Genomic DNA, 24,808 nt, shown 5'->3' with positions numbered 1-24,808 from the left:
CAGAAAGCGAGGTATCAACCATGTATTACACCCAAGAACAGATAGACCGGGCGAACCAAGCCGACCTTGTTTCTTTCCTGCAATCACAGGGCGAGCAGCTTATCCGCGCAGGACAGGAATACCGCTGGAAACGGCACGACAGCTTGACCGTCTGGGGAAACAAATGGTATCGCCACAGCCAGAGCAAGGGCGGCGCACCCGTTGATTTTGTCATGGAGTTTTTCGGCAAGAGCTTTACCGAAGCCGTTGAACTGCTGACAGGAGAAAAAGGCGCAGCACCGCCGCCGGACAGACCAAGCCCCGCGCCCATTTCTAACTTCCGACTGCCGCCCCGCAGCCCAGACAACCGCATAGCGAGAAACTACCTCACAGCAGCCCGCCGCATTGATGAAGATGTGACGGGCTTTTTCTTTGCCCGCGGCGATATTTACGAGGACGCAGCCCACCACAACGCCGTATTTGTGGGGCGGGACGAGGACGGAATACCGCGCTACGCCCACAGCAAGGGAACGGCGGGAAACTTCCGACTTGATGTGAAAGGCAGCGACAAAGCCTTTAATTTCTGCTACCGGGGCGAGGGAGACAGGCTTTTTGTCTTTGAAGCCCCCGTTGACCTGCTCTCTTTCCTCTGCCTGTTCAAAAAGGAATGGCAGAAGCAAAGCTACCTGTCATTGGGCGGCGTGGGAGAAAAAGCCCTGCTCCGCTTTCTCTCTGACCGTCCGAACATCAAGACCGTTTATCTCTGCCTTGACAGCGACGAAGCCGGAAACGACGCTTGCAGCCGCCTTGTGAAGCTCATGCCGGAGGGCTACACCGTCCACCGGCTTATCCCTCTTTTCAAGGATTGGAACGAGGTATTGCAGCACCGGGCAGAAATCACAGATGGGAAGTTTTTGCGGGAAGCGGTTTACGGCTTGAAAGAGCCGCCGCAGGAAGAAACCGTTGAGATTATCCGCATGAGCGAGGTTGACACGCAGACCGTTGAATGGCTATGGGAGCCGTATATCCCCTTTGGGAAAGTAACCATTGTGCAGGGCAACCCCGGCGAAGGCAAGACCACCTTTGCCCTACGCCTTGCCGCCGCCTGCACCACAGGGGGAACGCTGCCGGGCATGAAGCCCCTGCCGCCGTTTCAAGTGATTTACCAGACAGCCGAGGACGGGCTGGGCGATACCGTCAAGCCCCGCTTGATAGAAGCCGAAGCCGACCTTGACCGCGTTCTAGTCATTGACGAAGCCAAGCAGGAGCTTACCCTTTCCGACGAGCGCATAGAAAAGGCAATCACACAGAACGGGGCGCGGCTGATAATCCTTGACCCCATACAGGCGTACATGGGCGAGAAAACCGATATGAATCGGGCGAATGAAGTGCGCCCCATGTTTCGCCGCCTTGCCGATGTTGCCGAGCGCACAGGCTGCGCCGTTATCCTTATCGGACACCTCAACAAAGCTGCTGGAGGACAGAGCGCCTACCGGGGCTTAGGTTCTATCGACTTTCGAGCCGCCGCCCGTAGCGTCCTGCTGATCGGGCGCGTGAAGCGGGAGCCGAATGTGCGGGTAATCGTCCATGACAAATCTTCCCTTGCGCCGGAGGGCAAGCCCATAGCCTTTTGCCTTGACCCGGAAACAGGCTTTTCGTGGATAGGCGAATATGACATAACCGCCGACGAGCTGCTATCCGGCGCGGGCGGGAACACCGCCACCAAGACCGAACAGGCGGAACGGCTGATACTTGACCTGCTTGCAGATGGGAAAGAGCTTGCCAGCGAGGACATTGTAAAGGCCGCTGCCGAAGCCGGAATATCCGAGAGGACAGTACAGAACGCCAAGCGCAACATGGGCGGCACTTTGGGGGCAAGGCGTGTCGGCGGTCAATGGTACAACTTCATCAAGAAGAAGCAGCCGCCCGAACCCGCAAGTTGAAAGTGCAAAACGCAGACCCTTTGCACTTTGCACTTTCGCGCTTTCACAAGAATTTGCGTCAATAACTCAAAAAAGCACTTGACAAAACGCTTCATGGGGAACCCATGAGGACATTGCACCCTACATCGACCCGGTATTCCAGAACAATGTGATTCTGACGAAAACGGAAAGCCTGACCATGAATAGCCGCCCGAAAGACCCTAAGACCGCCAGAAACAAAAATGTTTTGGTGATCGGCGGCTCCGGTTCCGGTAAAACCCGGTTCTGGCTGAAACCGAACCTGATGCAGATGCACAGCTCTTATGTGGTGACAGACCCCAAAGGCACCATCCTGGTGGAGTGCGGTAAAATGCTCCAGCGCGGTACACCCAAGCTGGGCAAGGACGGCAAGCCCATGAAGGATAAGCGCGGCAAGGTCATCTATGAGCCTTACCGGATCAAAGTCCTCAATACCATCAACTTCAAGAAGTCCATGCACTATAACCCCTTTGCCTACATTCACTCAGAGAAGGACATCTTGAAGCTGGTCACGACGCTGATTGCCAATACCAAGGGCGAGGGCAAGGCCGGGGACGATTTCTGGGTCAAGGCGGAGACGCTGCTGTACTGCGCCCTTATCGGGTATATCCACTACGAGGCCCCGGTGGAGGAACAGAATTTCTCCACTCTTATCGAGATGATAAACAGTATGGAAGTTCGGGAGGACGACGAGGAATACAAAAACGCCGTTGACCTGATGTTCGACGAGCTGGAATCCCGTGATTCTCGCCACTTCGCTGTCCGCCAGTATAAAAAATATAAGCTAGCTGCGGGCAAAACCGCAAAATCCATTCTGATTTCCTGCGGTGCGCGCCTTGCCGTGTTCGACATTGCGGAGCTGCGGGAGGTCACGGCCTACGACGAGCTGGAGCTGGATACCCTGGGAGACCGGAAAACCGCCCTGTTCCTCATTATGAGCGACACGGACGATAGCTTTAACTTCCTCATCTCCATGTGCTACACCCAGCTGTTCAACCTCTTGTGTGAAAAGGCGGACGATGTGTACGGCGGGCGGTTGCCGGTCCATGTGCGCTGCCTCATTGACGAGTGTGCCAACATCGGCCAGATTCCCAAGCTGGAGAAGCTGGTCGCCACCATCCGCAGCCGTGAGATCTCCGCCTGTCTGGTGCTGCAAGCACAGTCCCAGCTCAAAGCCATCTACAAGGACAACGCCGATACCATCATCGGCAACATGGATACCTCCATCTTCCTGGGCGGCAAGGAGCCGACTACCCTCAAGGAGCTGGCCGCCGTGCTGGGCAAGGAAACCATCGACACCTACAACACCGGCGAGAACCGTGGGCGGGAAACCTCCCACTCTCTCAACTACCAGAAGCTCGGCAAAGAGCTTATGAGCCAGGATGAACTGGCCGTTATGGACGGCGGCAAATGCATCCTCCAGCTGCGCGGTGTGCGGCCTTTCCTCTCGGACAAGTACGACATCACCAAGCACCCCAATTACCCGTACACAGCCGACGCGGACCCCAAGAACGCCTTTGACATCGAGGCATTCCTGTCCACCCGGCTCAAGCTCAAGCCCAACGAGGTCTACGATGTGTATGAAGTAGACGCAGAGGGCGCGTAAATCTGTTCCGCTGTGAAAGGAGTGATCTTATCTATCCGCCTCAACCGCCCCGGATGGGGCCATCGGCGTACAAAGCGGACAATCACCAAAAAATAATGAAAAAAAGGAGGACAGCCGGAATCAGGCCCCGGAAACTGGGTGCCGATTGTTCCGGCTTTTGTATGCCTATGAATGACTAAATCAAACTTTTCAAATGATTCCGGCTAACTATAATTTATGGCATTTTTCAATCAGGCTATCACCGTTCTTCAGACCCTCGTTATCGCTCTGGGCGCTGGTCTCGGCATCTGGGGTGTCATCAACCTGCTGGAAGGTTACGGCAACGACAACCCCGGTGCGAATGCTCATGTACGGTAAGGAAGCAAGCAACCGAAAACAAGAGATAGACCGCCAGCACTACACTATTCCGAACCAAAGACCAAAAGATAAGCATTGTGGGAAAATCTAAACTTTTGGATTTTCCTACAATGCCAACTACGGCGGAATCCCTCCCACTCCTTATATCTTTCTGTATACATTGAATTTGTATTTAGTAAAATGCAGACAACACCACGGATCGGCTTTTGGTTGGACAATTCCAACCAAACACCACAGCAGACAGCAGAAAACATTCTGAACGCTAGGAAGCCGGTATGATTGTTACATATAAGGGGAAGAAAAATTTCTTTTAGGTACTTGCTTTCCTAAAACTGATGTGATACAATGGATTTAATCCAGAAAAGGAGTAAAAAATATGCGGCAAGGTATTCTTAAATAAAACTATAATCAAATAGTGGGAACAAAGGATTATGATAGCTCCTTTTGTAGGGGCTTAGTTTTTTGTACCCAATTTAAGAATACTTTTGCCTTATCAATTTTGACATATCCCCAAAAACAGCAATCACAAACAGGTGTATGCTGTATATGTGTATGTCCGCAACTTATAATCCCCAGTGGTAAAAGTATTTTACTGCTGGGGATTTTTATGCCCTTTGGGGCTGTAAAGGGAGGACAATCACATGAAAATAATCAATATTGGAATTCTTGCCCATGTAGACGCTGGAAAGACGACCTTGACGGAGAGCCTGCTATATGCCAGCGGAGCCATTTCAGAACCGGGGAGCGTCGAAAAAGGGACAACGAGGACGGACACCATGTTTTTGGAGCGGCAGCGTGGGATTACCATTCAAGCGGCAGTCACTTCCTTCCAGTGGCACAGATGTAAAGTTAACATTGTGGATACGCCCGGCCACATGGATTTTTTGGCGGAGGTGTACCGCTCTTTGGCTGTTTTAGATGGGGCCATCTTGGTGATCTCCGCTAAAGATGGCGTGCAGGCCCAGACCCGTATTCTGTTCCATGCCCTGCGGAAAATGAACATTCCCACCGTTATCTTTATCAACAAGATCGACCAGGCTGGCGTTGATTTGCAGAGCGTGGTTCAGTCTGTTCGGGATAAGCTCTCCGCCGATATTATCATCAAGCAGACGGTGTCGCTGTCCCCGGAAATAGTCCTGGAGGAAAATACCGACATAGAAGCATGGGATGCGGTCATCGAAAATAACGATGAATTATTGGAAAAGTATATCGCAGGAGAACCAATCAGCCGGGAAAAACTTGCGCGGGAGGAACAGCAGCGGGTTCAAGACGCCTCCCTGTTCCCAGTCTATCATGGCAGCGCCAAAAATGGCCTTGGCATTCAACCGTTGATGGATGCGGTGACAGGGCTGTTCCAACCGATTGGGGAACAGGGGGGCGCCGCCCTATGCGGCAGCGTTTTCAAGGTTGAGTACACCGATTGCGGCCAGCGGCGTGTCTATCTACGGTTATACAGCGGAACGCTGCGCCTGCGGGATACGGTGGCCCTGGCCGGGAGAGAAAAGCTGAAAATCACAGAGATGCGTATTCCATCCAAAGGGGAAATTGTTCGGACAGACACCGCTTATCAGGGTGAAATTGTTATCCTTCCCAGCGACAGCGTGAGGTTAAACGATGTATTAGGGGACCAAACCCGGCTCCCTCGTAAAAGGTGGCGCGAGGACCCCCTCCCCATGCTGCGGACGACGATTGCGCCGAAAACGGCAGCGCAAAGAGAACGGCTGCTGGACGCTCTTACGCAACTTGCGGATACTGACCCGCTTTTGCGTTGCGAAGTGGATTCCATCACCCATGAGATCATTCTTTCTTTTTTGGGCCGGGTGCAGTTGGAGGTTGTTTCCGCTTTGCTGTCGGAAAAATACAAGCTTGAAACAGTGGTAAAGGAACCCTCCGTCATTTATATGGAGCGGCCGCTCAAAGCAGCCAGCCACACCATCCATATCGAGGTGCCGCCCAACCCGTTTTGGGCATCCATAGGACTGTCTGTTACACCACTCTCGCTTGGCTCCGGCGTACAATACGAGAGCCGGGTTTCGCTGGGATACTTGAACCAGAGTTTTCAAAACGCTGTCAGGGATGGTATCCGTTACGGGCTGGAGCAGGGCTTGTTCGGCTGGAACGTAACGGACTGTAAGATTTGCTTTGAATACGGGCTTTATTACAGTCCAGTCAGCACGCCGGCGGACTTCCGCTCATTGGCCCCGATTGTATTGGAACAGGCATTGAAGGAATCGGGGACGCAGCTGCTGGAACCTTATCTCTCCTTCACCCTCTATGCGCCCCAGGAATACCTTTCCAGGGCTTATCATGATGCACCGAAATACTGTGCCACCATCGAAACGGCCCAGGTAAAAAAGGATGAAGTTGTCTTTACTGGCGAGATTCCCGCCCGCTGTATACAGGCATACCGTACTGATCTGGCCTTTTACACCAACGGGCAGAGCGTATGCTTGACGGAACTGAAAGGGTATCAGGCCGCTGTCGGCGAGCCGGTCATCCAGCCCCGCCGTCCAAACAGCCGCCTGGATAAGGTGCGCCATATGTTCAGTAAGATCACTTGATACACCACAGCGAGGAAGGTTATTGTATTTCCCTGTCTTTCGTGGTAAAATGTAGTTGTAAACCACCAGAGAAACCAATCTAATTTTACCGTTGATAGCCATTTTCTTGATAGCCAAATGATAGCAAAAGTTCGGCAAGCCCATAGGATAAGGATAATAGGTATCAGGAAAAATCAAATGGTATCAAATCCCCCAAACAAAAGCGTTTAGAATTAAGTTTCATTTTGCGAGTTTTAGAAAATGACGAAGTGGTGGCTATTTTTAATGAGCAACAATATGCGCAAGATTTTATCGCTTACGAAAAGACAATTTCTGATAAGCAATTTGAAATTGAAAAAGTAGATATTGCTGCATTATCTTAAAATTTTGTATAATAGGAATTGAAGTTAAATTAGATGCTAAAAATTTGTAATTAAGAAGGAGGGATTCGTCATGTTGGTATTCCAAATGCGTAATGTAGATAAAACATCTACTGTTTTGAAACAGACTAAAAACAGTGATTACGCAGATAAATAAATACGTTAGATTAATTCCTACCAGTGACTAATCTTATGACTTTTTAAACAGATAACTAAAATTACAAACAAATCGTTTAACTTCTGTATTTGTTTATAGATGTAATCACTTCAGGAGAGATTACATGAACAAAAATATAAAATATTCTCAAAACTTTTTAACGAGTGAAAAAGTACTCAACCAAATAATAAAACAATTGAATTTAAAAGAAACCGATACCGTTTACGAAATTGGAACAGGTAAAGGGCATTTAACGACGAAACTGGCTAAAATAAGTAAACAGGTAACGTCTATTGAATTAGACAGTCATCTATTCAACTTATCGTCAGAAAAATTAAAACTGAATACTCGTGTCACTTTAATTCACCAAGATATTCTACAGTTTCAATTCCCTAACAAACAGAGGTATAAAATTGTTGGGAATATTCCTTACCATTTAAGCACACAAATTATTAAAAAAGTGGTTTTTGAAAGCCGTGCGTCTGACATCTATCTGATTGTTGAAGAAGGATTCTACAAGCGTACCTTGGATATTCACCGAACACTAGGGTTGCTCTTGCACACTCAAGTCTCGATTCAGCAATTGCTTAAGCTGCCAGCGGAATGCTTTCATCCTAAACCAAAAGTAAACAGTGTCTTAATAAAACTTACCCGCCATACCACAGATGTTCCAGATAAATATTGGAAGCTATATACGTACTTTGTTTCAAAATGGGTCAATCGAGAATATCGTCAACTGTTTACTAAAAATCAGTTTCATCAAGCAATGAAACACGCCAAAGTAAACAATTTAAGTACCATTACTTATGAGCAAGTATTGTCTATTTTTAATAGTTATCTATTATTTAACGGGAGGAAATAATTCTATGAGTCGCTTTTTTAAATTTGGAAAGTTACACGTTACTAAAGGGAATGGAGATAAATTATTAGATATACTACTGACAGCTTCCAAGAAGCTAAAGAGGTCCCTAGCGCCTACGGGGAATTTGTATCGATAAGGGGTACAAATTCCCACTAAGCGCTCGGGACCCCTTGTAGGAAAATGTCCTAAGTGTGGCAACAATATTGTATTAAAAAAATCGTTTTATGGTTGTTCAAATTATCCTGAATACCCATTTACCGTCTGCGGTCAGACCGTCCTGCTCTGCAACGCCGCCCTTGCCGACGCGATCTCTGTTTTGCCGGAGCAGACGCGGGAAGAAATCCTGCGCTATTACTTTCTGCGCCAGCCGCAGCGCGTGATCGGCGCGTGTATTGGCCGGTCACGCAGCACAGCGGGGCGGCATATCCAGCTTGCCTTGCAGCGGCTACGCGAAGAAATGGGGGTGAGCCGGTATGAGTAGACTTCTCCCCTATGAAACAATCCTCAAAGCCCGTGAGGGCGACCCAGAAGCCGTGAACGCTGTCCTGCTCCACTACGCCGGATATATCCGCTATTTCTCAAAAGTGAACGGGCAGGTCAACGCCGAGGTGGAGGACTATGTAAAGCAGCGGTTAATTGACTGTCAATTCAAGTTCCGGCTTGACGAACCACCGGACAAGTCATAAAAACTGAATACCAGCCGCCACCGACGCGGCCAGCGAAAGCAGTAAGTCTTGAAAAAGATTTACTGCTTTTTTTGTTGTCCGGCTCCGCTCCCGGCCATTTTGCCCCCTGCCGGTTGTAGTAGTAAGCGAGGAGGGAATTTTTCTGCCCTGGTGTTTGGCATTTGGAGCATTTACCCGTAGTAGAGGGCAAAGAGAAAGGATTTCTCCAACACCGGGTAGAAACCACTGCGTCCGGTGTCATTTTAGCGAAAGCGGGCAGGAATGCCCTTTACAGGATTAGTAGTAGCAGAAAAAGAGAAACAAACTTTTGTGGTTGCAGTTTTCCAAAAAAGTGGCGGACGGAAGTGAGAGAAAGTTTGCAGTCACGGAGAGCAAGTTTCTACCACGGTGCCAAAATCCGCAATTCTGCGGTTTTGCCCCTCGCGGGAAACTTGTTGGGGAGTGCCTTCCCCAAACCCTGCTATGGCGGCTTGCGCCGCAAAAATATTTCCGTCCGGCAGGCCGTTTTTTTGCGGGAACTGTCCCGGAAATACCTAACAGACCAGCCTATTTTTTGTGATAAGTGAAAGGAGGTTTATAGCCTATGCCGAAGCGATACAACACGCCCCACCGCAGCCGTGTTGTGAAAACCCGGCTGTCCGAAGATGAATACGCCGACTTCACTGCGCGGCTTGCGCCCTATGGTATCAGCCAGTCCGAATTTCTCCGGCAGGCGATACGGCGCACCGCCATACGCCCCGTTATCCATGTGTCGGCGGTCAATGACGAACTGCTCTCCGCTGTCGGGAAGCTGGCCGCCGAGTACGGCAGGATTGGCGGCAACCTCAACCAGATTGCCCGGTATCTGAACGAGTACGGCGCACCCTACAATGCGTTGTCCGGCGAGGTACGCGCCGCCATAGCCGACCTTGCCGCCCTCAAGTATGAAGTCTTACAGAAAGTAGGTGATGCGGTTGGCAACACTCAAGCATATCAACTCTAAAAATGCCGACTACGGAGCCGCCGAACAATACCTGCTTTTTGAGCATGACGAGTTTACCATGAAGCCCGTCCTTGATGAAACCGGCAGGCTTATTCCCCGCGAGGACTACCGGCTGTCCACGCTGAACTGCGGCGGGGAGGATTTTGCCGTTGCGTGTATGCGGGCAAATCTCCGCTACGGGAAGAACCAGCGGCGGGAAGATGTGAAAAGCCACCACTATATCATCAGCTTTGACCCACGGGACGGCCCGGACAACGGCTTGACCGTAGACCGGGCGCAGGCATTGGGCGAGAAGTTTTGCGCCGAGCATTTCCCCGGCCACCAAGCCCTTGTATGCACCCACCCGGACGGGCATAACCACAGCGGAAACATTCATGTGCATATCGTCATTAACAGCCTGCGGATAGAGGAAGTGCCGTTCCTGCCCTACATGGACAGGCCAGCCGACACGAAAGCCGGTTGCAAGCACCGCTGTACTGACGCGGCCTTGCGCTACTTCAAGTCCGAAGTCATGGAGATGTGCCACCGGGAGGGGCTTTACCAAATCGACCTCTTGAACGGCAGCAAGAACCGCGTCACAGACCGGGAGTATTGGGCGCAGAAAAAGGGACAGGCCGCGCTGGACAAGCAGAACGCCCCCATGATTGCAGGCGGTATCACGCCCCGGCAGACCAAGTTTGAAACGAACAAGGAGAAGCTGCGGCAGACCATACGGGAAGCCCTTGCCACCGCCACCGGCTTTGACGAGTTTTCTTCTCTGCTGCTGCGGGAGGGTGTGACCGTTAAGGAGAGCCGGGGGCGGCTATCCTATCTCACGCCGGACAGGACAAAGCCCATTACCGCCCGCAAGCTGGGCGACGATTTTGACCGCGCCGCTGTCCTTGCCGTTTTGGAGCGGAACGCCGCCAGAGCCGCAGAAAAGGCCGCGGCTATACCCGAATATCCCCGGCATGGGAAAACCGACATACAGCCCACAAAAGCCCCTCAAACCGCTCCGAATGTACAGCGGCTTGTGGACATTGAGCAGAAGAAAGCCGAGGGCAAAGGCCGGGGCTATGAACGCTGGGCGACCATGCACAACCTCAAACAAATGGCCGCGACGCTGAATGTGTATCAGGAATACGGCTTCACTTCCCCGGAGCAGTTAGAAGCCGCCGTTGATACCGCCTATCAGGAAATGCGCCAGACCAGCAGCGAACTGAAAGCACTGGAAACCAAGCTGCAAGGGAAAAAGGAGTTGCAGCAACAGGTACTTGCTTACGCCAAGACCAAGCCCGCCCGCGACGGGCTGAAAGCGCAGAAATCCGAGAAAGCCCGCGCCGCATACCGGCAGGCGCATGAGAGCGACTTTATTATAGCCGACGCAGCCGCCCGGTACTTCCGGGAGCATGGCATTACCAAGCTGCCCGCCCGAAAAGCGTTGCAGGACGAGATCGAGCAGCTTGTTTCCAAGAAATCCGGCCTGTATAACACCTACCACGAACAGAAACAGCGGTACACGGAGTTGCAGACCGTCAAGCGGAATATCGACCAGATTTTGCGCCGGGAGGAACCCCGCCGCAGAAAGGAGCAGAGCCATGAGCGATAAGCTGCCCCGCATGGACTACCGCCAGCACCGGCGGGCGCGGCGGCTGGTGCATGAGTGCTGTAACTACGACGAGGGGAACTGCCTGCTGTTAGACGACGGGGAGCCTTGCGTGTGCGTCCAGAGCATTTCCTTTTCCCTCATGTGCCGCTGGTTCCGTGTGGCTGTTCTGCCCCTTGACGAGGAACTGGCCGCAGCCCTCTTGTACCGGGGGAGCCGGAAACGGTGCGCCGTCTGCGGCGCGGCCTTTGTCCCCAAATCCAACCGGGGGAAATACTGCCCCGACTGCGCCGGGCGCATGAAGAAACTCAAGGCCGCCGAACGAAAGCGGAAACAAAGGCATAAATGTCACGCTTTAGAGCCTTTCAAACCCGCATAAATCAAGGCTTTTTTCGTGGGTGTCAAAGGGTGTGCGATACATTTATCCTTTTCCCCCGGAAACAGCGTTCTAAATGCGTACAAACGCCCCAAATCCACCCAAAGGAGGAACCATGTCAGACAACCGAAAATACTACTACCTCAAGCTGAAAGAGAATTACTTTGACGAGGACGCTATCGTGCTGCTGGAAAGTATGCAGGACGGTATCCTCTATTCCAACATTCTCTTGAAACTGTACCTGAAATCGCTGAAAAACGGCGGGAAGTTGCAGCTTGATGAAAATATCCCCTACACCGCACAGATGATTGCCACCATTACCCGTCAGCAGGTCGGCACCGTAGAGCGAGCCTTGCAGATTTTTATGAAGCTGGGGCTTGTGGAGCCGTTACAGAACGGCGCGCTGTATATGAGCAACATTGAACTGCTTATCGGCCAATCCTCTACCGAGGGGGAGCGGAAACGGCGGGCAAGGCTGGCTTTGCAGGAGCAGAAAGCCTTGCCAAAGGCCAGGGCGGACAAATGTCCACCATATCAAGCGGACATTTGTCCACCAGAGATAGAGATAGAGAAAGAGATAGAGATAGAAAAAGAGAGAGAGCGAGAGTTAGATACGGGACAACCCGCCCGCGCCGCCTATGGCCGGTATGAAAATGTCTTTCTTTCGCAATCAGAACTGGACGGGCTGAAAGCAGACCTGCCCGACAAGTGGAACTACTACATTGACCGGCTATCCTGCCATATCGCGTCCAGCGGCAAGCGATACCGCAGCCATGCCGCCACAATCTACAAATGGGCGCAGGAGGACGCAGCCAGGAAAGCCCCGAAAAAGGGCATACCAGACTACTCATGCAAGGAGGGCGAGAGTTTATGAAGAACGAAATCAACGCTGTTTTGGAGAATATGACGACCACCACCCCGGAGCCGGAGGACTACACCGGCGAGGACGGTTTACTGTACTGCGGCAAGTGCCGCAAGCCGAAAGAAGCCTATTTTGCGCCGGATAAGGCCGCTGTCTTTGGCCGTGACCGCCACCCGGCAGAGTGCGACTGCCAGAGAGCCGCCCGCGAGGAACGGGAGGCCGCCGAGAAGCGGCGCAGGCACCTTGACACCGTGGAGGAACTGAAACGCCGGGGCTTTACCGACCCCACCATGCGGGACTGGACTTTTGAGAACGACAACGGCAGGAACCCGCAGACCGGGATTGCCCGCCGGTATGTGGAGCATTGGGAGGATATGCGAACCGACAATATCGGCTGCCTGTTCTGGGGCGGCGTGGGAACCGGGAAAAGCTACCTTGCGGGCTGTATCGCAAACGCCCTCATGGAGAAAGAAATCCCCGTCCACATGACGAACTTTGCCCTTATCCTCAATGACCTTGCCGCCAGCTTTGAGGGGCGCAACGAGTACATTTCCCGCCTTTGCCGCTATCCGCTGCTTATCCTTGACGATTTCGGCATGGAGCGCGGAACGGAATACGGGCTGGAGCAGGTTTTCCATGTGATTGACAGCCGTTACCGCAGCGGCAAGCCGCTGATCGTCACGACCAACCTCACGCTGGACGGCCTGCACAACCCGGAGGACACCGCCCATTCCCGGATTTATGACCGGCTGCTTTCCATGTGCGTCCCGGTACGTTTTACCGGCGAGAATTTCCGGCAGGAAACCGCGCAGCGGAAAATGGAGAGCATGAAGAAACTGATTACCGACTGAAAGGAGTATTGCCTATGGCAGATAACAAGCAGCCCGACACCCGCACCGCCCGCCGCCCCGACTGCGTGACGGAAATCCGCATGGGCAATTCCGTCCTTGTCGTGTCCGGCTATTTCAAGAAAGACACGACCACCACCGCCGCCGACAAAATGGCGCGGGTACTGGAAGCGGAAGCCGCTGCTACACAAAAACCGGCGATTTGACAAGCTGTAAAGAAGCAGATTTGACACTTTTGCCGCTATACAACCAGCCCTATTCCGTGGTACAATGAAACCACGGAATAGTGGGGCTGGCTGTCGGAAACGGAGGATTTTATGTTAAGACAAGCCACCCAAAACCTCATTACCGCCCTTTATCCGAGATTGTCCCATGAGGACGAATTGCAAGGTGAGAGTAATTCCATATCGAATCAAAAAAGGATACTCGAAGCCTTTGCAAAACAGAATGGCTTTACCAACCTGCGCTGGTACACCGACGACGGCTATTCCGGCGCGAACTTTCAAAGGCCCGGTTTTCAAGCCATGCTTGCAGACATTGAAGCTGGGAAAGTGGGTACAGTTATCGTCAAGGACATGAGCCGGTTAGGGCGAAACTACTTGCAGGTAGGGTTTTACACGGAAATGCTGTTCCCTCAAAAGGGCGTGCGTTTTATCGCTGTCAACGACAATGTGGACAGCGCAAACGGCGGCATGGACAACGATTTTACCCCTCTGCGAAATCTGTTCAACGAATGGCTGGTGAGAGATACGAGCAAGAAAATCAAGGCAGTTAAGAGAGCAAAAGGCATGAGCGGCAAGCCCGTTACCAGCAAGCCGGTGTACGGCTACCTCATGGACGAGGACGAGAATTATATCGTTGACGAGGAAACCGCGCCGGTAGTCCGGCAGATATACCAGCTTTGCCTTGCCGGGAACGGCCCGACCAAGATTGCCCGTATGCTTACGGAGCAGCAAATCCCCACGCCGGGGACGCTGGAATACCGCAGGACGGGCAGCACCCGCCGCTACCACCCCGGCTATGAGTGCAAATGGGCGACAAATACCGTTGTCCACCTGTTGGAAAACCGGGAGTACACCGGCTGTCTGGTAAACTTCAAGACGGAGAAGCCCTCTTACAAGACCAAGCACAGCGTAGAGAACCCCATCGAGAAGCAGGCCATTTTTGAGAACCACCATGAGCCTATCATAGACCGGGAAACATGGGAGCGCGTGCAGGAGTTACGCAAGCAGCGCAAACGCCCGAACCGCTATGATGAAGTGGGGCTGTTCTCCGGTATGCTGTTCTGCGCCGACTGCGGCCATGTGATGTACCAGCAGCGGTATCAGAACAAGACCCGTAAGCAGGACTGTTACATCTGCGGCAGCTACAAGAAGCGCACCCGTGACTGTACGGCGCACTTTATCCGCACCGACCTGTTGACCGCCGGTGTCCTCTCCAATCTCCGGCAAGTGACGGAATATGCCGCCAAGCATGAGAGCCGCTTTGTGAAGCTGCTTATCCAGCAGAACGAGATCGGCGGCAAGAGAAAGACCGCCGCAGCCACCAAGCAGCTTGAACAGGCGCAGGAGCGCATTTCCGAAGTGAGCCGCATTATCAAGCGGCTGTATGAGGACAATGTGAACGGCAAAATCAGCGACGAGCGTTTCATGGAACTGTCGGCAGACTATGAGCAGGAACAGCGGGAACTGAAAGACCGCGCCGCCGCTTTGCAGGAGGAACTTTCCAAGTCGCAGGCCGCCACCGTCAATGCGGAAAAGTTTATGGGTATCGTCCGAAAGCACCTTGCCTTTGAGGAATTGACCCCCACCCTCTTGCGGGAGATGATTGAGAAAATCGTCGTGCATGAGTGCAGCTATGACGAGAACGGCATCCGCAGGCAGGACATTGAGATTTATTACAGCTTTGTCGGCAAGATTGACTTGCCCGAAGCCTAACGCCCGACCTATCCGACACAATGGCCAAGTGCCGGATAGGAACGGCAAAATTTTTTGCACTTCTATTACTTCTTTATCACACATAAGCAAAGTCCCAGGGCATGAAGCAGCTCATGGCTGGTGCTGGCGTCGCCGTGGTCGGCATGGTCCTCGTACCCCTGCTCTCCAGCCTGTTCACCGTCTGATCGCTCCCGTCGTTAAGCTGTCATAAGAAATCCTTGCCGCCCCTGCCCCCAAGCGGGGGCGGCTGAAAGGAGGTTGACACCGTATGGATTTCTTACTCGATGCCCTTACTGACTGGCTCAAGGAAATGTTGGTAGGCGGCATTATGAGCAACTTATCGGGGATGTTCGATAGCGTGAACCAGCAGGTCGCAGACATTGCGACACAGGTGGGCCAGACCCCGCAGGGCTGGAACGGGAGTATTTTCAGCATGATCCAAAATCTCTCCAACTCCATCATGGTGCCGATTGCTGGCGTGATCCTGGCTATCGTGATGACGCTGGAGCTGATTCAGATGATTACCGACAAGAACAACCTGCATGATGTGGACACCTGGATGATCTTCAAGTGGGTGTTCAAATCTGCCGCTGCCATCCTCATCGTCTCAAACACCTGGAACATCGTGATGGGCGTGTTTGACGCAGCTCAAAGTGTGGTGGCGCAGGCGGCGGGCATCATCGGTTCCGACGCTTCCATCGACATCTCCTCTGTCATGACCGATATTGAGTCCCGGCTGATGGATATGGACCTGGGGCCGCTGTTCGGCCTGTGGTTCCAGTCGCTCTTTATCGGCATTACCATGTGGGCGCTTTACATTTGTATCTTTATCGTGATCTATGGCCGTATGATTGAGATTTACCTTGTGACTTCGGTGGCCCCCATCCCTATGGCCACCATGATGGGCAAGGAATGGGGCGGCATGGGCCAGAACTATCTGCGCTCGTTGATTGCTCTGGGCTTCCAGGCATTTCTCATCATCGTCTGTGTGGCAATCTATGCCGTGCTGGTACAAAACATTGCCACCGAATCGGATGTCATCATGGCCATCTGGAGTTGTGTGGGTTATACGGTCCTGTTGTGCTTTACGCTCTTTAAGACCGGCAGCCTCGCAAAATCTGTTTTCAATGCACATTAACCAGGAAGGAGGTAATCCCTTTGGCTTATGTACCCGTACCCAAGGATCTTACGAAAGTCAAAACCAAGGTCGCGTTCAACTTAACCAAGAGGCAGCTTGTCTGCTTCGGCGGCGGTGCGCTGATCGGCGTACCGCTTTTCTTCCTGCTCCGGGGGCCTGTGGGAAACAGCGTGGCTGCCATGTGTATGATGTTGGTCATGCTGCCCTTCTTCATGCTGGCGATGTATGAAAAACACGGTCAGCCCCTGGAAAAGATCGTGGGCAACATCATCAAGGTGGCCGTCATCCGACCCAAGGAGCGCCCGTATAAGACCAACAATTTTTATGCCGCTCTGGAGCGGCAGGAAAAACTCGACAAGGAGGTGTATGACATTGTTCACGGCAATCAAAAGCTGGCTGCACCGGCTGTTCGGAAAAGACGAAAAGACCGCGCAGCCGGTTAATCAGAAAAAGATGAAAAAGCTGTCCCGTGCCGACAGAAAGCAGATCGAGGCCGCCATCGCCCGTGCCAACCGCACAGACCGAAAAGAGAAGTCGGCTCAGGACAGTATCCCCTATGAACGGATGTGGCCGGACGGTATCTGCCGTGTGGCAGGCAGCCACTACACAAAGACCATCCAATTCCAGGACATCAACTATCAGCTCTCGCAGAACGAGGACAAGACAGCAATCTTCGAGGGTTGGTGTGACTTCCTCAACTACTTCGACAGCTCCATTCAGTTTCAGCTGTCTTTTTTGAACCTCGCAGCCTCCGAGGAAACCTTTGCCCACGCCATCAACATCCCTCTCCAGGAGGATGATTTTGACAGTATCCGGGTGGAATACATGACTATGCTGCAAAACCAGCTGGCAAAGGGCAACAATGGCCTCATCAAGACCAAGTATCTGACTTTCGGTATCGACGCCGACAGCCTCAAGGCCGCCAAGCCCCGTCTGGAGCGTATTGAGACCGACATTCTCAATAACTTCAAGCGTCTGGGCGTGGCCGCCGAGACCCTGGACGGCAAGGCGCGACTGGCACAGCTCCACGGTATCTTCCACATGGATGAACAGGTGCCGTTCCGCTTTGAATGGGATTGGCTGGCTCCGTCTGGTCTGTCCACCAAGGACTTCATCGCACCGTCCGGCTTCGAGTTCCGTACCGGCAAGCAGTTCCGTATGGGTAAGAAATACGGGGCTGTTTCTTTTTTGCAGATTCTCGCGCCGGAGCTGAATGACCGAATGCTGGCGGATTTCCTGGACATGGAATCCAGCCTGATCGTCAGCCTGCATATCCAGTCCGTGGATCAGATCAAGGCCATCAAGACGGTCAAGCGCAAGATCACCGACCTGGACCGCAGCAAGATTGAGGAACAGAAAAAGGCTGTCCGTGCCGGGTATGACATGGACATCATTCCCTCCGACCTTGCCACCTACGGTGCCGAGGCCAAGAAGCTCTTACAGGATTTGCAGAGCCGGAACGAGCGAATGTTCCTTGTCACCTTTCTGGTGCTGAACACGGCAGACAATCCCCGGCAGCTGGACAACAATGTATTCCAGGCCAGCTCCATCGCGCAGAAGTACAACTGCCAGCTGACAAGGCTTGACTTCCAGCAGGAAGAAGGGCTGATGTCCGCGCTGCCCCTGGGCCTCAATCAGATCGAGATTCAGCGAGGGCTGACCACCAGTTCCACGGCTATCTTTGTTCCGTTCACCACCCAGGAGCTTTTCCAGAACGGCAAAGAGGCGCTGTACTACGGGATCAACGCCCTGTCCAACAACCTCATCATGGTGGACCGCAAGCTGCTGAAAAACCCCAACGGACTGATTCTCGGTACGCCGGGTTCCGGCAAGTCCTTCAGCGCCAAGCGCGAGATCGCCAACTGTTTCCTGCTCACCAATGATGACATCATCATCTGTGACCCGGAGGCCGAGTATGCGCCCCTGGTGGAGCGCCTGCATGGGCAGGTCATCAAGATTTCGCCTACCTCCACCAACTACATCAACCCGATGGACTTGAATCTGGACTACTCGGACGATGAAAGTCCGCTGTCTCTCAAGTCCGACTTCATCTTGTCCCTGTGTGAACTGATCGTGGGCGGCAAAGAGGGCTTGCAGCCGGTGCAGAAAACCATCATTGACCGCTGTGTGCGGCTGGTCTATCAGACCTATCTCAATGACCCCCGCCCGGAGAATATGCCCATTTTGGAGGACCTTTACAATCTGCTGCGGGCGCAGGAGGAAAAAGAGGCACAGTACATCGCCACGGCGCTGGAAATCTATGTGACCGGCTCCCTCAATGTGTTCAACCACCAGAGCAATGTGGACATCAACAACCGCATTGTCTGCTATGACATCAAGGAGCTGGGCAAGCAGCTGAAAAAGATCGGTATGCTGGTGGTCCAGGACCAGGTATGGAACCGCGTCACCATCAATCGTGCCGCCCACAAGTCCACCCGCTACTACATCGACGAGATGCACCTGCTGCTGAAAGAGGAGCAGACCGCCGCTTATACCGTCGAGATTTGGAAGCGTTTCCGCAAGTGGGGCGGCATTCCCACCGGCATCACGCAGAATGTCAAAGACCTTTTGAGCAGCCGCGAGGTAGAGAACATCTTTGAAAACTCCGACTTCGTGTATATGCTCAACCAGGCGGGCGGAGACCGGCAGATTCTCGCCAAGCAGCTGGGCATTTCCCCGCACCAGCTTTCCTATGTGACCCACTCCAGCGAGGGCGAGGGCCTGCTGTTCTATGGCTCCACGATCTTGCCTTTCGTGGATCACTTCCCGAAGAATACCGAGCTGTACCGCATTATGACCACCAAACCCCAGGAACTAAAAAAGGAGGATGAATGACCATGAAACCCAATACTGAACTGAACACCATGATGTTTTTTGACGATGCCCTGGAGAGTGAGCGCACCTGTCTGCTCACCGAGCTGGCCGATGCCGTCAGCGAGACCCGCACGGCGGCGGATCAGGCAGCGGAGCTGAACGAGGATGGCGAAGCGGGCCTGCTGCGCCTGACGGAAATCTGGTGTGCCATGAACGGTGTTCCCGCCATCGTCATCTTCGAGGGCGGGCAGTCTGAGCTGCTGGCCAATGTGGTGGCGCAGATCTACGCCCATCTGCTTCAGCATCCCTTCCATGACCCTGTGGGGCTGGCCGTCTGTGTGGAGCTGCGCTACATGACGGACGCCCTCATGCTGGGTGAATGGTTTGAATAAGGAACCGCGCCTGCGCTTTACAGACGAGGAACGGGCTGACCCGGCGCTGGAGAAGCCCATTCGCAAGGCGGACAAGGCCGCCGCCAAAGCGGATAAGGCGCAGGCTAAAATTCCCAAAAAGCAAGTCCGGCAAAAGACGGTGGACCCGGAGACCGGTAAAGTGACCACCAAACTGGTGCTGGAGGACAAGAAGAAGCCGCCCTCCAAGCTGTCCCATGCGGTGCGGGATACCCCCGCCAATGCCGCCCTGGGGAAAGTTCACAAGGAAATCCGGGAGACCGAACAGGACAATGTGGGCGTGGAAAGCGCCCACAAGTCCGAGGAGGCTGCTGAGACCGGCGCACGGTTGGTTCGGGAGGGCTACCGCAGCCACAAGTTGAAGCCCTACCGCAAGGCAGCCCAGGCCGAGCAGAAGCTGGAGAAGGCCAATGTGAACGCCCTGTATCAGAAGTCCCTGCGGGAAAATCCTCAGTTTGCCAGCAACCCCATTTCCCGCTGGCAGCAGAAACAGGCCATCAAAAAAGAATACGCTGCCGCCAAGCGCGCCGGTCAAACTGCTGGGAATACCGCAAGCGCAGCCCAAAAGACCGGCAAGGCCGCCAAGACGGTCAAGGAAAAGGCACAGGAGGCCGGGGCATTCGTCATGCGCCACAAAAAGGGCTTTCTGATTGCTGGCGCGATCTTCCTGCTGGTCTGTATGCTGCTCAACACCATGTCCTCTTGCTCCATGATGGCGCAGAGCATCGGTTCTGTGGTGTCCGGCACCACCTATCCGTCGGATGACCCGGAGCTGGTGGCGGTGGAGGCGGACTACGCTGCCAAGGAAGCGGCGCTGCAAGCCGAGATCGACAACATCGAAAGCAGCCATCCGGGGTATGACGAGTACCGCTACGACCTCGACATGATCGGGCATGACCCCCATGAGCTGGCGGCCTACCTGTCCGCTGTCTTGCAGGGCTACACCCGGCAGAGCGCCCAGGCAGAGCTGGAGCGTGTATTTGATGCCCAGTATCAGCTGACGCTCATCGAGGAAGTTGAAGTACGCTATCGGACGGAAACCCGGACTGACAGCGAGGGCAATAGCTACACCGTTCAGGTTCCTTACAACTACTACATTCTGAATGTGAAGCTCACCAGCAAGCCCATTTCGTCTGTTGCCTCGGAGCTGTTGACCCCGGAACAGCTGGAGATGTACCAGGTGTACCGGCAGACGCTGGGCAACAAGCCGCTGATTTTCGGCGGTGGTTCCTCCGACACCAGCGATTCCGAGAGTTTAGCTGGTGTTGAGTTCGTCAACGGCACCCGCCCCGGCAATCAGGCCGTGGTGGATATAGCGAAAAGTCAGGTGGGCAATGTGGGCGGTCAGCCCTACTGGAGCTGGTACGGCTTCAATTCCCGTGTGGAATGGTGCGCCTGCTTCGTGTCCTGGTGCTACGGCCAGATGGGGCTGTCTGAGCCGCGTTTTGCCGCCTGCCAGTCTCAGGGCATCCCGTGGTTCCAATCCCACGGACAATGGGGCGGGCGTGATTACGCCAATATTGCCCCCGGCGACGCCATCTTCTTCGATTGGGACCTGGATGGCAGCGCCGACCATGTGGGCCTTGTGGTCGGCACGGACGGCAGCCGGGTCTACACCGTGGAGGGCAATTCCGGCGACGCCTGCAAGATCAAGAGTTATTCCCTGACCTACGAGTGCATCAAGGGCTACGGCCTGATGAACTGGTAAGGCCGATTTATGAGAAAAGGAGTGATTGAAATGGCTAAGAACAAAATCCAGCGCATTGACCAGGAGATTGCCAAGGTCCGCGAGAAGATCGCGGAGTACCAGGACAAGCTGAAAACCCTGGAGGCGCAGAAAACCGAAGCGGAGAACCTGGAGATCGTCCAGATGGTGCGCGCCCTGCGGCTGACCCCGGAGCAGCTGAATGCCATGCTCTCCGGCGGCACGGTCCCCGGCATGGTTGCTGCCTCCGCTGACTACGACGAACAGGAGGACACCGACCATGAAGAATAAGAGAATTTTCAAGACCTTTTCGGCCCTCTGCGCCGCCTTGGTGCTGATGATGGGCCTTTCCGTGACCGCCTTTGCCCAGGGGACGGACCAGCCTCCGGCGGAGGACGCCACAAACGACGCCAATGTGGTGGTGGAGGAAACCGAGGACAGTCCGGCCCTGACCCCGGATGGCAACGCCGCCCTGGTGGATGATTTCGGCGGCAACAAGCAGCTCATCACCGTCACCACCAAGGCGGGCAACTACTTCTACATTCTCATTGACCGGGCCAACGAGGACAAGGAAACTGCTGTCCACTTCTTGAACCAGGTGGACGAGGCGGACCTGATGGCGTTGATGGAGGACAGTCAGACTACCCAGGAGCAGCCCGCCACCTGTACCTGTACGGAGAAATGTGTGGCCGGTGCGGTGAATACGGCCTGCACGGTGTGTGCCACCAATATGAGCGCCTGCACGGGTAAGGAGCCGGAACCGGAGACCCCGGAAGAAACCCCGGAGCCGGAAGAACCGGCGCAGAAACCCGCAGGACTGAATCCGGCCATTCTTTTGGCGGTGCTGGCTCTGATGGGTGGCGGCGGCGCTTTTGCCTACTTTAAGCTGGTGAAAAACAAACCCAAGACCAAGGGCAACGACAATTTGGACGATTATGACTACGGCGAGGATGATACCGACCAGGAGGACGAGGACTCCTGGGAGACCGAGGAATCTGACGAGCTGGACGCTGACGGGGGCGGCGACGAGGAAAGCGAGGACAAGACGGTTTGACCCGCTTCACCGACAGCCCCTATGAACGCATGATGACACGCAGGCCGGAGGGCGGGAAGGAAACTTCCCGTCCTCCTTCTTTATCTCCCGGCCACCCCTGTTATGGCTGCGGAAATTACCGTGACGGTCAGCCCTGCGTGGGATTCTGCCACCGGCAGCTGACCGCATGGCTGCGGGAAAGGAGGAAGAAAAACCATGAAGCTGGTGATCGCTGAGAAACCGTCCGTTGCCCAAAGTCTGGCCGCCGTGATCGGGGCCACCGCCCGCAAGGACGGCTACCTGGAGGGCGGCGGCTGGCGAGTGAGCTGGTGTGTGGGCCACCTGGCTGGGCTGGCCGACGCCGACGCTTATAACCCGGACTACGCCAAGTGGCGCTATGACGATCTGCCCATTCTGCCGGAACCCTGGCAGATGGTGGTGAGCAAGGACAAGAAGAAACAGTTTGATGTGCTGAAACAGCTGATGAACGCCCCGGATGTGACCGAGGTGGTGAACGCCTGCGATGCCGGACGCGAGGGGGAGCTGATCTTCCGCGCCGTCTACGAGCTGGCGGGCTGCCAGAAGCCCATGAAGCGGCTCTGGATTTCCTCGATGGAGGATTCCGCCATCCGGGAGGGCTTTGCGAACCTGCGCCCCGGCGCGGACTATGACGGCCTGCGGGATGCGGCACTCTGCCGCGCCAAGGCGGACTGGCTGGTGGGTATCAATGCCACCCGGCTGTTTTCCGTGCTGTACCACCGGACCCTCAACATCGGGCGCGTCATGTCCCCAACACTGGCCCTCATTGTCCAGCGGGAGGCCGAGATCGACACCTTTAAGCCGGTGCCGTTTTACACGGTGACGCTGGAGCTGCCCGGTTTCTCTGTTTCAGGGGAACGCATGGCGGACAAGGTCGCCGCCCAGCAGCTGAAAACGGCCTGCCAGGGTGCGGCTGCTACGGTGAAAAAGGTGGAGCGCAAGGACAAATCCGAGAAGCCGCCCGCCCTCTATGACCTGACCACCCTCCAGCGGGACGCCAACCGGCTGCTGGGGTTCACAGCCCAGCAAACCCTGGACTATTTGCAGAACCTCTATGAAAAGAAGCTCTGTACCTACCCCCGGACGGACAGCCGTTACCTGACTTCGGATATGGCAGCGAGTCTGCCGGAGCTGGTCCGGCTCACTGCTGGGGCGCTGCCCTTTGCCGCTGGTATGGAGCTTGCCTGCAATGCGGCCCAGGTCATCAACGACAAGAAAGTGACCGACCACCATGCGGTGATCCCTACCCGCAACCTCCAGGGCGCGGACCTGACCGGCCTGCCGGTGGGCGAAAAGGCGGTGCTGGAGCTGGTGGCTCTGCGGCTGCTGTGCGCCGTGGCCCAACCCTATACCTTTGCGGAAACCGCCGTTGTTGTAGAGTGCGCCGGTGCGGAGTTTACCGCCAAGGGCCGCACGGTGAAACAACCCGGCTGGCGGGCGCTGGACGCTGCATACCGCGCAGGGCTGAAAAATGCAGAACCGGAAACCGAGGACAAGGCTCTGCCGGAGCTGTCTGAAGGTCAGACGCTGCCCCTTTCTGGTGCTGCCGTCAAGGAGGGCAAGACCACCCCGCCCAAGCACTTCACCGAAGATACGCTGCTTTCCGCGATGGAGACTGCCGGGAAGGACGATATGCCGGAGGACGCCGAACGCAAGGGCCTGGGGACCCCGGCCACCCGCGCCGGTATCTTGGAAAAGCTGGTGTCCACCGGCTTTCTGGAACGCAAAAAGAGCAAGAAAACCGTGCAGCTCATGCCCTCCCATGATGCGGTATCCCTTATCACCGTGCTGCCGGAGCAGCTGCAATCGCCCCTGCTGACCGCTGAATGGGAGTACCGACTGGGTGAGATCGAGCGCGGCGAGCTGGCCCCGGAGGATTTCATGGATGGAATTTCCACTATGCTCAAGGAGCTGGTGGGAACCTATCAGATGATTAAAGGCACCGAGTATCTGTTCACGCCGCCCCGCGAGGTGGTGGGCAAATGCCCCCGCTGCGGTGGCGATGTGGCGGAGCTGCAAAAGGGGTTCTTCTGCCAGAACGAGGGCTGTAAATTTGCCATTTGGAAAAACAACAAGTGGTGGGAGCTGAAGCGCAAGCAGCCCACCAAGGCCATCGTGACGGCGCTGCTCAAAAATGGCCGCGCCCATGTAAGCGGCCTGTACTCCGAGAAAACCGGCAAGACCTACGACGCCACCGTGGTGCTGGAGGACGATGGGCAGTACGCCAACTTCAAGCTGGAGTTTGACCAGCAGAAAGGCGGCAAACGATGAAGCTCTCCCTCTATGAACAGGAAACCATCATCCTCTACAACCAGGCTGAAGCCACCGCCGAGGTCTATACCCATGACCCCCGGCTACTGGAAAAGCTGCGGCGGCTGGCGGAGAAATACCCGGATCAGATTATGAAAAAGGACCACCAAACCTTTCTCGTTCCCAAACGCTGCGTGTCCGTCCGGGAACCGTACAGCGCCGAGCGCCGTAAGGCAGCCAGTGAACGGGCCAAGGCTGCCGGGTACAGGCCGCCCACCCCCAAGAAAGGCAAAGAATGAGC

At 54.6% G+C, this 24,808-nt stretch carries 24 protein-coding genes and 3 pseudogenes; all 27 read left to right on the top strand.

The annotated features are described in order from the left end of the window. Window positions 1–20 precede the first annotated feature (20 nt). Entirely contained in the window at window positions 21–1,922 is a 1,902-nt protein-coding gene (locus CPZ25_RS16185) for an AAA family ATPase (protein WP_096920184.1), read from the top strand. An 85-nt stretch (window positions 1,923–2,007) separates the two neighbouring features. After that, window positions 2,008–3,546, top strand: a pseudogene (locus CPZ25_RS16180) (VirD4-like conjugal transfer protein, CD1115 family); the annotation flags it as partial. Window positions 3,547–3,762: 216 nt separating this feature from the next. Beyond that, window positions 3,763–3,891: pseudogene (locus CPZ25_RS16175) on the top strand (Maff2 family mobile element protein); the annotation flags it as partial. A gap of 653 nt (window positions 3,892–4,544) precedes the next feature. Further along, complete coding sequence (gene tet(W) / locus CPZ25_RS16165; RefSeq protein WP_138721012.1) at window positions 4,545–6,464, top strand: tetracycline resistance ribosomal protection protein Tet(W); 1,920 nt, start codon at window positions 4,545–4,547, stop codon at window positions 6,462–6,464. 224 nt (window positions 6,465–6,688) lie between these two features. Beyond that, window positions 6,689–6,826, top strand: a complete 138-nt coding sequence (locus CPZ25_RS16160; RefSeq protein ID WP_207654896.1) for a hypothetical protein — start codon at window positions 6,689–6,691, stop codon at window positions 6,824–6,826. Between the two features lie 70 nt (window positions 6,827–6,896). Then, window positions 6,897–6,980, top strand: coding sequence for a 23S rRNA methyltransferase attenuation leader peptide (locus tag CPZ25_RS16155; RefSeq protein ID WP_001814874.1), 84 nt, complete (start codon window positions 6,897–6,899; stop codon window positions 6,978–6,980). Window positions 6,981–7,104: 124 nt separating this feature from the next. Further along, complete coding sequence (erm(B), locus tag CPZ25_RS16150) at window positions 7,105–7,842, top strand: 23S rRNA (adenine(2058)-N(6))-methyltransferase Erm(B) (RefSeq protein ID WP_001038795.1); 738 nt, start codon at window positions 7,105–7,107, stop codon at window positions 7,840–7,842. Window positions 7,843–7,987: 145 nt separating this feature from the next. Further along, complete coding sequence (locus CPZ25_RS16140) at window positions 7,988–8,323, top strand: topoisomerase DNA-binding C4 zinc finger domain-containing protein (RefSeq protein WP_096920757.1); 336 nt, start codon at window positions 7,988–7,990, stop codon at window positions 8,321–8,323. Then, complete coding sequence (locus CPZ25_RS16135; RefSeq protein ID WP_002586615.1) at window positions 8,316–8,528, top strand: helix-turn-helix domain-containing protein; 213 nt, start codon at window positions 8,316–8,318, stop codon at window positions 8,526–8,528. The genes CPZ25_RS16140 and CPZ25_RS16135 overlap by 8 nt, the downstream gene beginning before the upstream one ends. Window positions 8,529–9,111: 583 nt before the next feature. Then, a complete protein-coding gene (locus tag CPZ25_RS16120) occupies window positions 9,112–9,510 on the top strand; it encodes a plasmid mobilization protein (RefSeq protein ID WP_087221209.1) in 399 nt (132 codons plus the stop codon). Continuing rightward, window positions 9,482–11,098: a relaxase/mobilization nuclease domain-containing protein gene (locus tag CPZ25_RS16115; RefSeq protein ID WP_087221296.1), complete on the top strand. Its 1,617-nt coding sequence runs from the start codon at window positions 9,482–9,484 to the stop codon at window positions 11,096–11,098. The genes CPZ25_RS16120 and CPZ25_RS16115 overlap by 29 nt, the downstream gene beginning before the upstream one ends. Beyond that, the gene (locus tag CPZ25_RS16110) at window positions 11,088–11,474 is read left to right on the top strand and encodes a cysteine-rich VLP domain-containing protein (RefSeq protein WP_087221211.1); all 387 of its coding nucleotides are present in this window, start codon (window positions 11,088–11,090) and stop codon (window positions 11,472–11,474) included. Before CPZ25_RS16115 ends, CPZ25_RS16110 begins: the two co-directional genes overlap by 11 nt. A 112-nt stretch (window positions 11,475–11,586) precedes the next feature. Beyond that, window positions 11,587–12,345 carry a phage replisome organizer N-terminal domain-containing protein gene (locus tag CPZ25_RS16105; protein ID WP_096920756.1) on the top strand — a complete coding sequence of 253 codons (759 nt, stop codon included), beginning with the start codon at window positions 11,587–11,589 and terminating at the stop codon, window positions 12,343–12,345. Further along, window positions 12,342–13,184, top strand: coding sequence for an ATP-binding protein (locus tag CPZ25_RS16100; protein WP_087221213.1), 843 nt, complete (start codon window positions 12,342–12,344; stop codon window positions 13,182–13,184). Before CPZ25_RS16105 ends, CPZ25_RS16100 begins: the two co-directional genes overlap by 4 nt. 14 nt (window positions 13,185–13,198) lie before the next feature. Beyond that, entirely contained in the window at window positions 13,199–13,387 is a 189-nt protein-coding gene (locus CPZ25_RS16095; protein WP_066522963.1) for a transposon-encoded TnpW family protein, read from the top strand. A 111-nt stretch (window positions 13,388–13,498) separates the two neighbouring features. Beyond that, on the top strand, window positions 13,499–15,118 hold the full coding sequence (locus tag CPZ25_RS16090) for a recombinase family protein (RefSeq protein ID WP_069988280.1): 1,620 nt from the start codon (window positions 13,499–13,501) through the stop codon (window positions 15,116–15,118). An 86-nt stretch (window positions 15,119–15,204) separates the two neighbouring features. Then, a pseudogene (locus CPZ25_RS21110) lies at window positions 15,205–15,303 on the top strand (Maff2 family mobile element protein); the annotation flags it as partial. Between the two features lie 83 nt (window positions 15,304–15,386). Then, entirely contained in the window at window positions 15,387–16,256 is an 870-nt protein-coding gene (locus CPZ25_RS16080) for a VirB6/TrbL-like conjugal transfer protein, CD1112 family (RefSeq protein ID WP_096920755.1), read from the top strand. A gap of 20 nt (window positions 16,257–16,276) precedes the next feature. Further along, window positions 16,277–16,699, top strand: coding sequence for a PrgI family protein (locus CPZ25_RS16075; RefSeq protein WP_096920754.1), 423 nt, complete (start codon window positions 16,277–16,279; stop codon window positions 16,697–16,699). A 10-nt stretch (window positions 16,700–16,709) separates the two neighbouring features. After that, entirely contained in the window at window positions 16,710–19,091 is a 2,382-nt protein-coding gene (locus tag CPZ25_RS16070; RefSeq protein WP_096920763.1) for a VirB4-like conjugal transfer ATPase, CD1110 family, read from the top strand. A 2-nt stretch (window positions 19,092–19,093) separates the two neighbouring features. Next, window positions 19,094–19,462 (top strand): DUF3851 family protein, encoded by a 369-nt coding sequence (locus tag CPZ25_RS16065; RefSeq protein ID WP_096920762.1) that lies wholly within the window; start codon window positions 19,094–19,096, stop codon window positions 19,460–19,462. Further along, on the top strand, window positions 19,455–21,188 hold the full coding sequence (locus tag CPZ25_RS16060; protein ID WP_096920753.1) for a CD1108 family mobile element protein: 1,734 nt from the start codon (window positions 19,455–19,457) through the stop codon (window positions 21,186–21,188). Before CPZ25_RS16065 ends, CPZ25_RS16060 begins: the two co-directional genes overlap by 8 nt. 30 nt (window positions 21,189–21,218) lie before the next feature. Further along, window positions 21,219–21,476 carry a DUF4315 family protein gene (locus CPZ25_RS16055; protein WP_096920752.1) on the top strand — a complete coding sequence of 86 codons (258 nt, stop codon included), beginning with the start codon at window positions 21,219–21,221 and terminating at the stop codon, window positions 21,474–21,476. After that, on the top strand, window positions 21,466–22,239 hold the full coding sequence (locus tag CPZ25_RS16050; protein ID WP_096920751.1) for a DUF4366 domain-containing protein: 774 nt from the start codon (window positions 21,466–21,468) through the stop codon (window positions 22,237–22,239). The genes CPZ25_RS16055 and CPZ25_RS16050 overlap by 11 nt, the downstream gene beginning before the upstream one ends. Beyond that, window positions 22,236–22,454 carry a hypothetical protein gene (locus CPZ25_RS16045; protein WP_096920750.1) on the top strand — a complete coding sequence of 73 codons (219 nt, stop codon included), beginning with the start codon at window positions 22,236–22,238 and terminating at the stop codon, window positions 22,452–22,454. Before CPZ25_RS16050 ends, CPZ25_RS16045 begins: the two co-directional genes overlap by 4 nt. After that, window positions 22,435–24,528, top strand: a complete 2,094-nt coding sequence (locus CPZ25_RS16040) for a type IA DNA topoisomerase (protein ID WP_096920749.1) — start codon at window positions 22,435–22,437, stop codon at window positions 24,526–24,528. Before CPZ25_RS16045 ends, CPZ25_RS16040 begins: the two co-directional genes overlap by 20 nt. Next, on the top strand, window positions 24,525–24,806 hold the full coding sequence (locus CPZ25_RS16035) for an immunoglobulin (RefSeq protein WP_096920748.1): 282 nt from the start codon (window positions 24,525–24,527) through the stop codon (window positions 24,804–24,806). The genes CPZ25_RS16040 and CPZ25_RS16035 overlap by 4 nt, the downstream gene beginning before the upstream one ends. The last annotated feature ends 2 nt before the right edge of the window (window positions 24,807–24,808 follow it).

The sequence above is a fragment of the Eubacterium maltosivorans genome (genome assembly GCF_002441855.2).
GTDB lineage: Bacteria > Bacillota > Clostridia > Eubacteriales > Eubacteriaceae > Eubacterium > Eubacterium maltosivorans.
The sequence above is the reverse complement of the archived record's forward strand: the minus strand, read 5'-3'. Positions and strand labels throughout refer to the sequence as shown.

Coding starts and splice junctions, on each gene's coding strand:
- CPZ25_RS16185 (WP_096920184.1), top strand. CDS start 21: ATGTATTACACCCAAGAACAGATAGACCGGGCGAACCAAGCCGACCTT.
- CPZ25_RS16155 (WP_001814874.1), top strand. CDS start 6,897: ATGTTGGTATTCCAAATGCGTAATGTAGATAAAACATCTACTGTTTTG.
- CPZ25_RS16135 (WP_002586615.1), top strand. CDS start 8,316: ATGAGTAGACTTCTCCCCTATGAAACAATCCTCAAAGCCCGTGAGGGC.
- CPZ25_RS16120 (WP_087221209.1), top strand. CDS start 9,112: ATGCCGAAGCGATACAACACGCCCCACCGCAGCCGTGTTGTGAAAACC.
- CPZ25_RS16110 (WP_087221211.1), top strand. CDS start 11,088: ATGAGCGATAAGCTGCCCCGCATGGACTACCGCCAGCACCGGCGGGCG.
- CPZ25_RS16105 (WP_096920756.1), top strand. CDS start 11,587: ATGTCAGACAACCGAAAATACTACTACCTCAAGCTGAAAGAGAATTAC.
- CPZ25_RS16100 (WP_087221213.1), top strand. CDS start 12,342: ATGAAGAACGAAATCAACGCTGTTTTGGAGAATATGACGACCACCACC.
- CPZ25_RS16095 (WP_066522963.1), top strand. CDS start 13,199: ATGGCAGATAACAAGCAGCCCGACACCCGCACCGCCCGCCGCCCCGAC.
- CPZ25_RS16090 (WP_069988280.1), top strand. CDS start 13,499: ATGTTAAGACAAGCCACCCAAAACCTCATTACCGCCCTTTATCCGAGA.
- CPZ25_RS16080 (WP_096920755.1), top strand. CDS start 15,387: ATGGATTTCTTACTCGATGCCCTTACTGACTGGCTCAAGGAAATGTTG.
- CPZ25_RS16070 (WP_096920763.1), top strand. CDS start 16,710: ATGAAAAAGCTGTCCCGTGCCGACAGAAAGCAGATCGAGGCCGCCATC.
- CPZ25_RS16065 (WP_096920762.1), top strand. CDS start 19,094: ATGAAACCCAATACTGAACTGAACACCATGATGTTTTTTGACGATGCC.
- CPZ25_RS16055 (WP_096920752.1), top strand. CDS start 21,219: ATGGCTAAGAACAAAATCCAGCGCATTGACCAGGAGATTGCCAAGGTC.
- CPZ25_RS16050 (WP_096920751.1), top strand. CDS start 21,466: ATGAAGAATAAGAGAATTTTCAAGACCTTTTCGGCCCTCTGCGCCGCC.
- CPZ25_RS16040 (WP_096920749.1), top strand. CDS start 22,435: ATGAAGCTGGTGATCGCTGAGAAACCGTCCGTTGCCCAAAGTCTGGCC.
- CPZ25_RS16035 (WP_096920748.1), top strand. CDS start 24,525: ATGAAGCTCTCCCTCTATGAACAGGAAACCATCATCCTCTACAACCAG.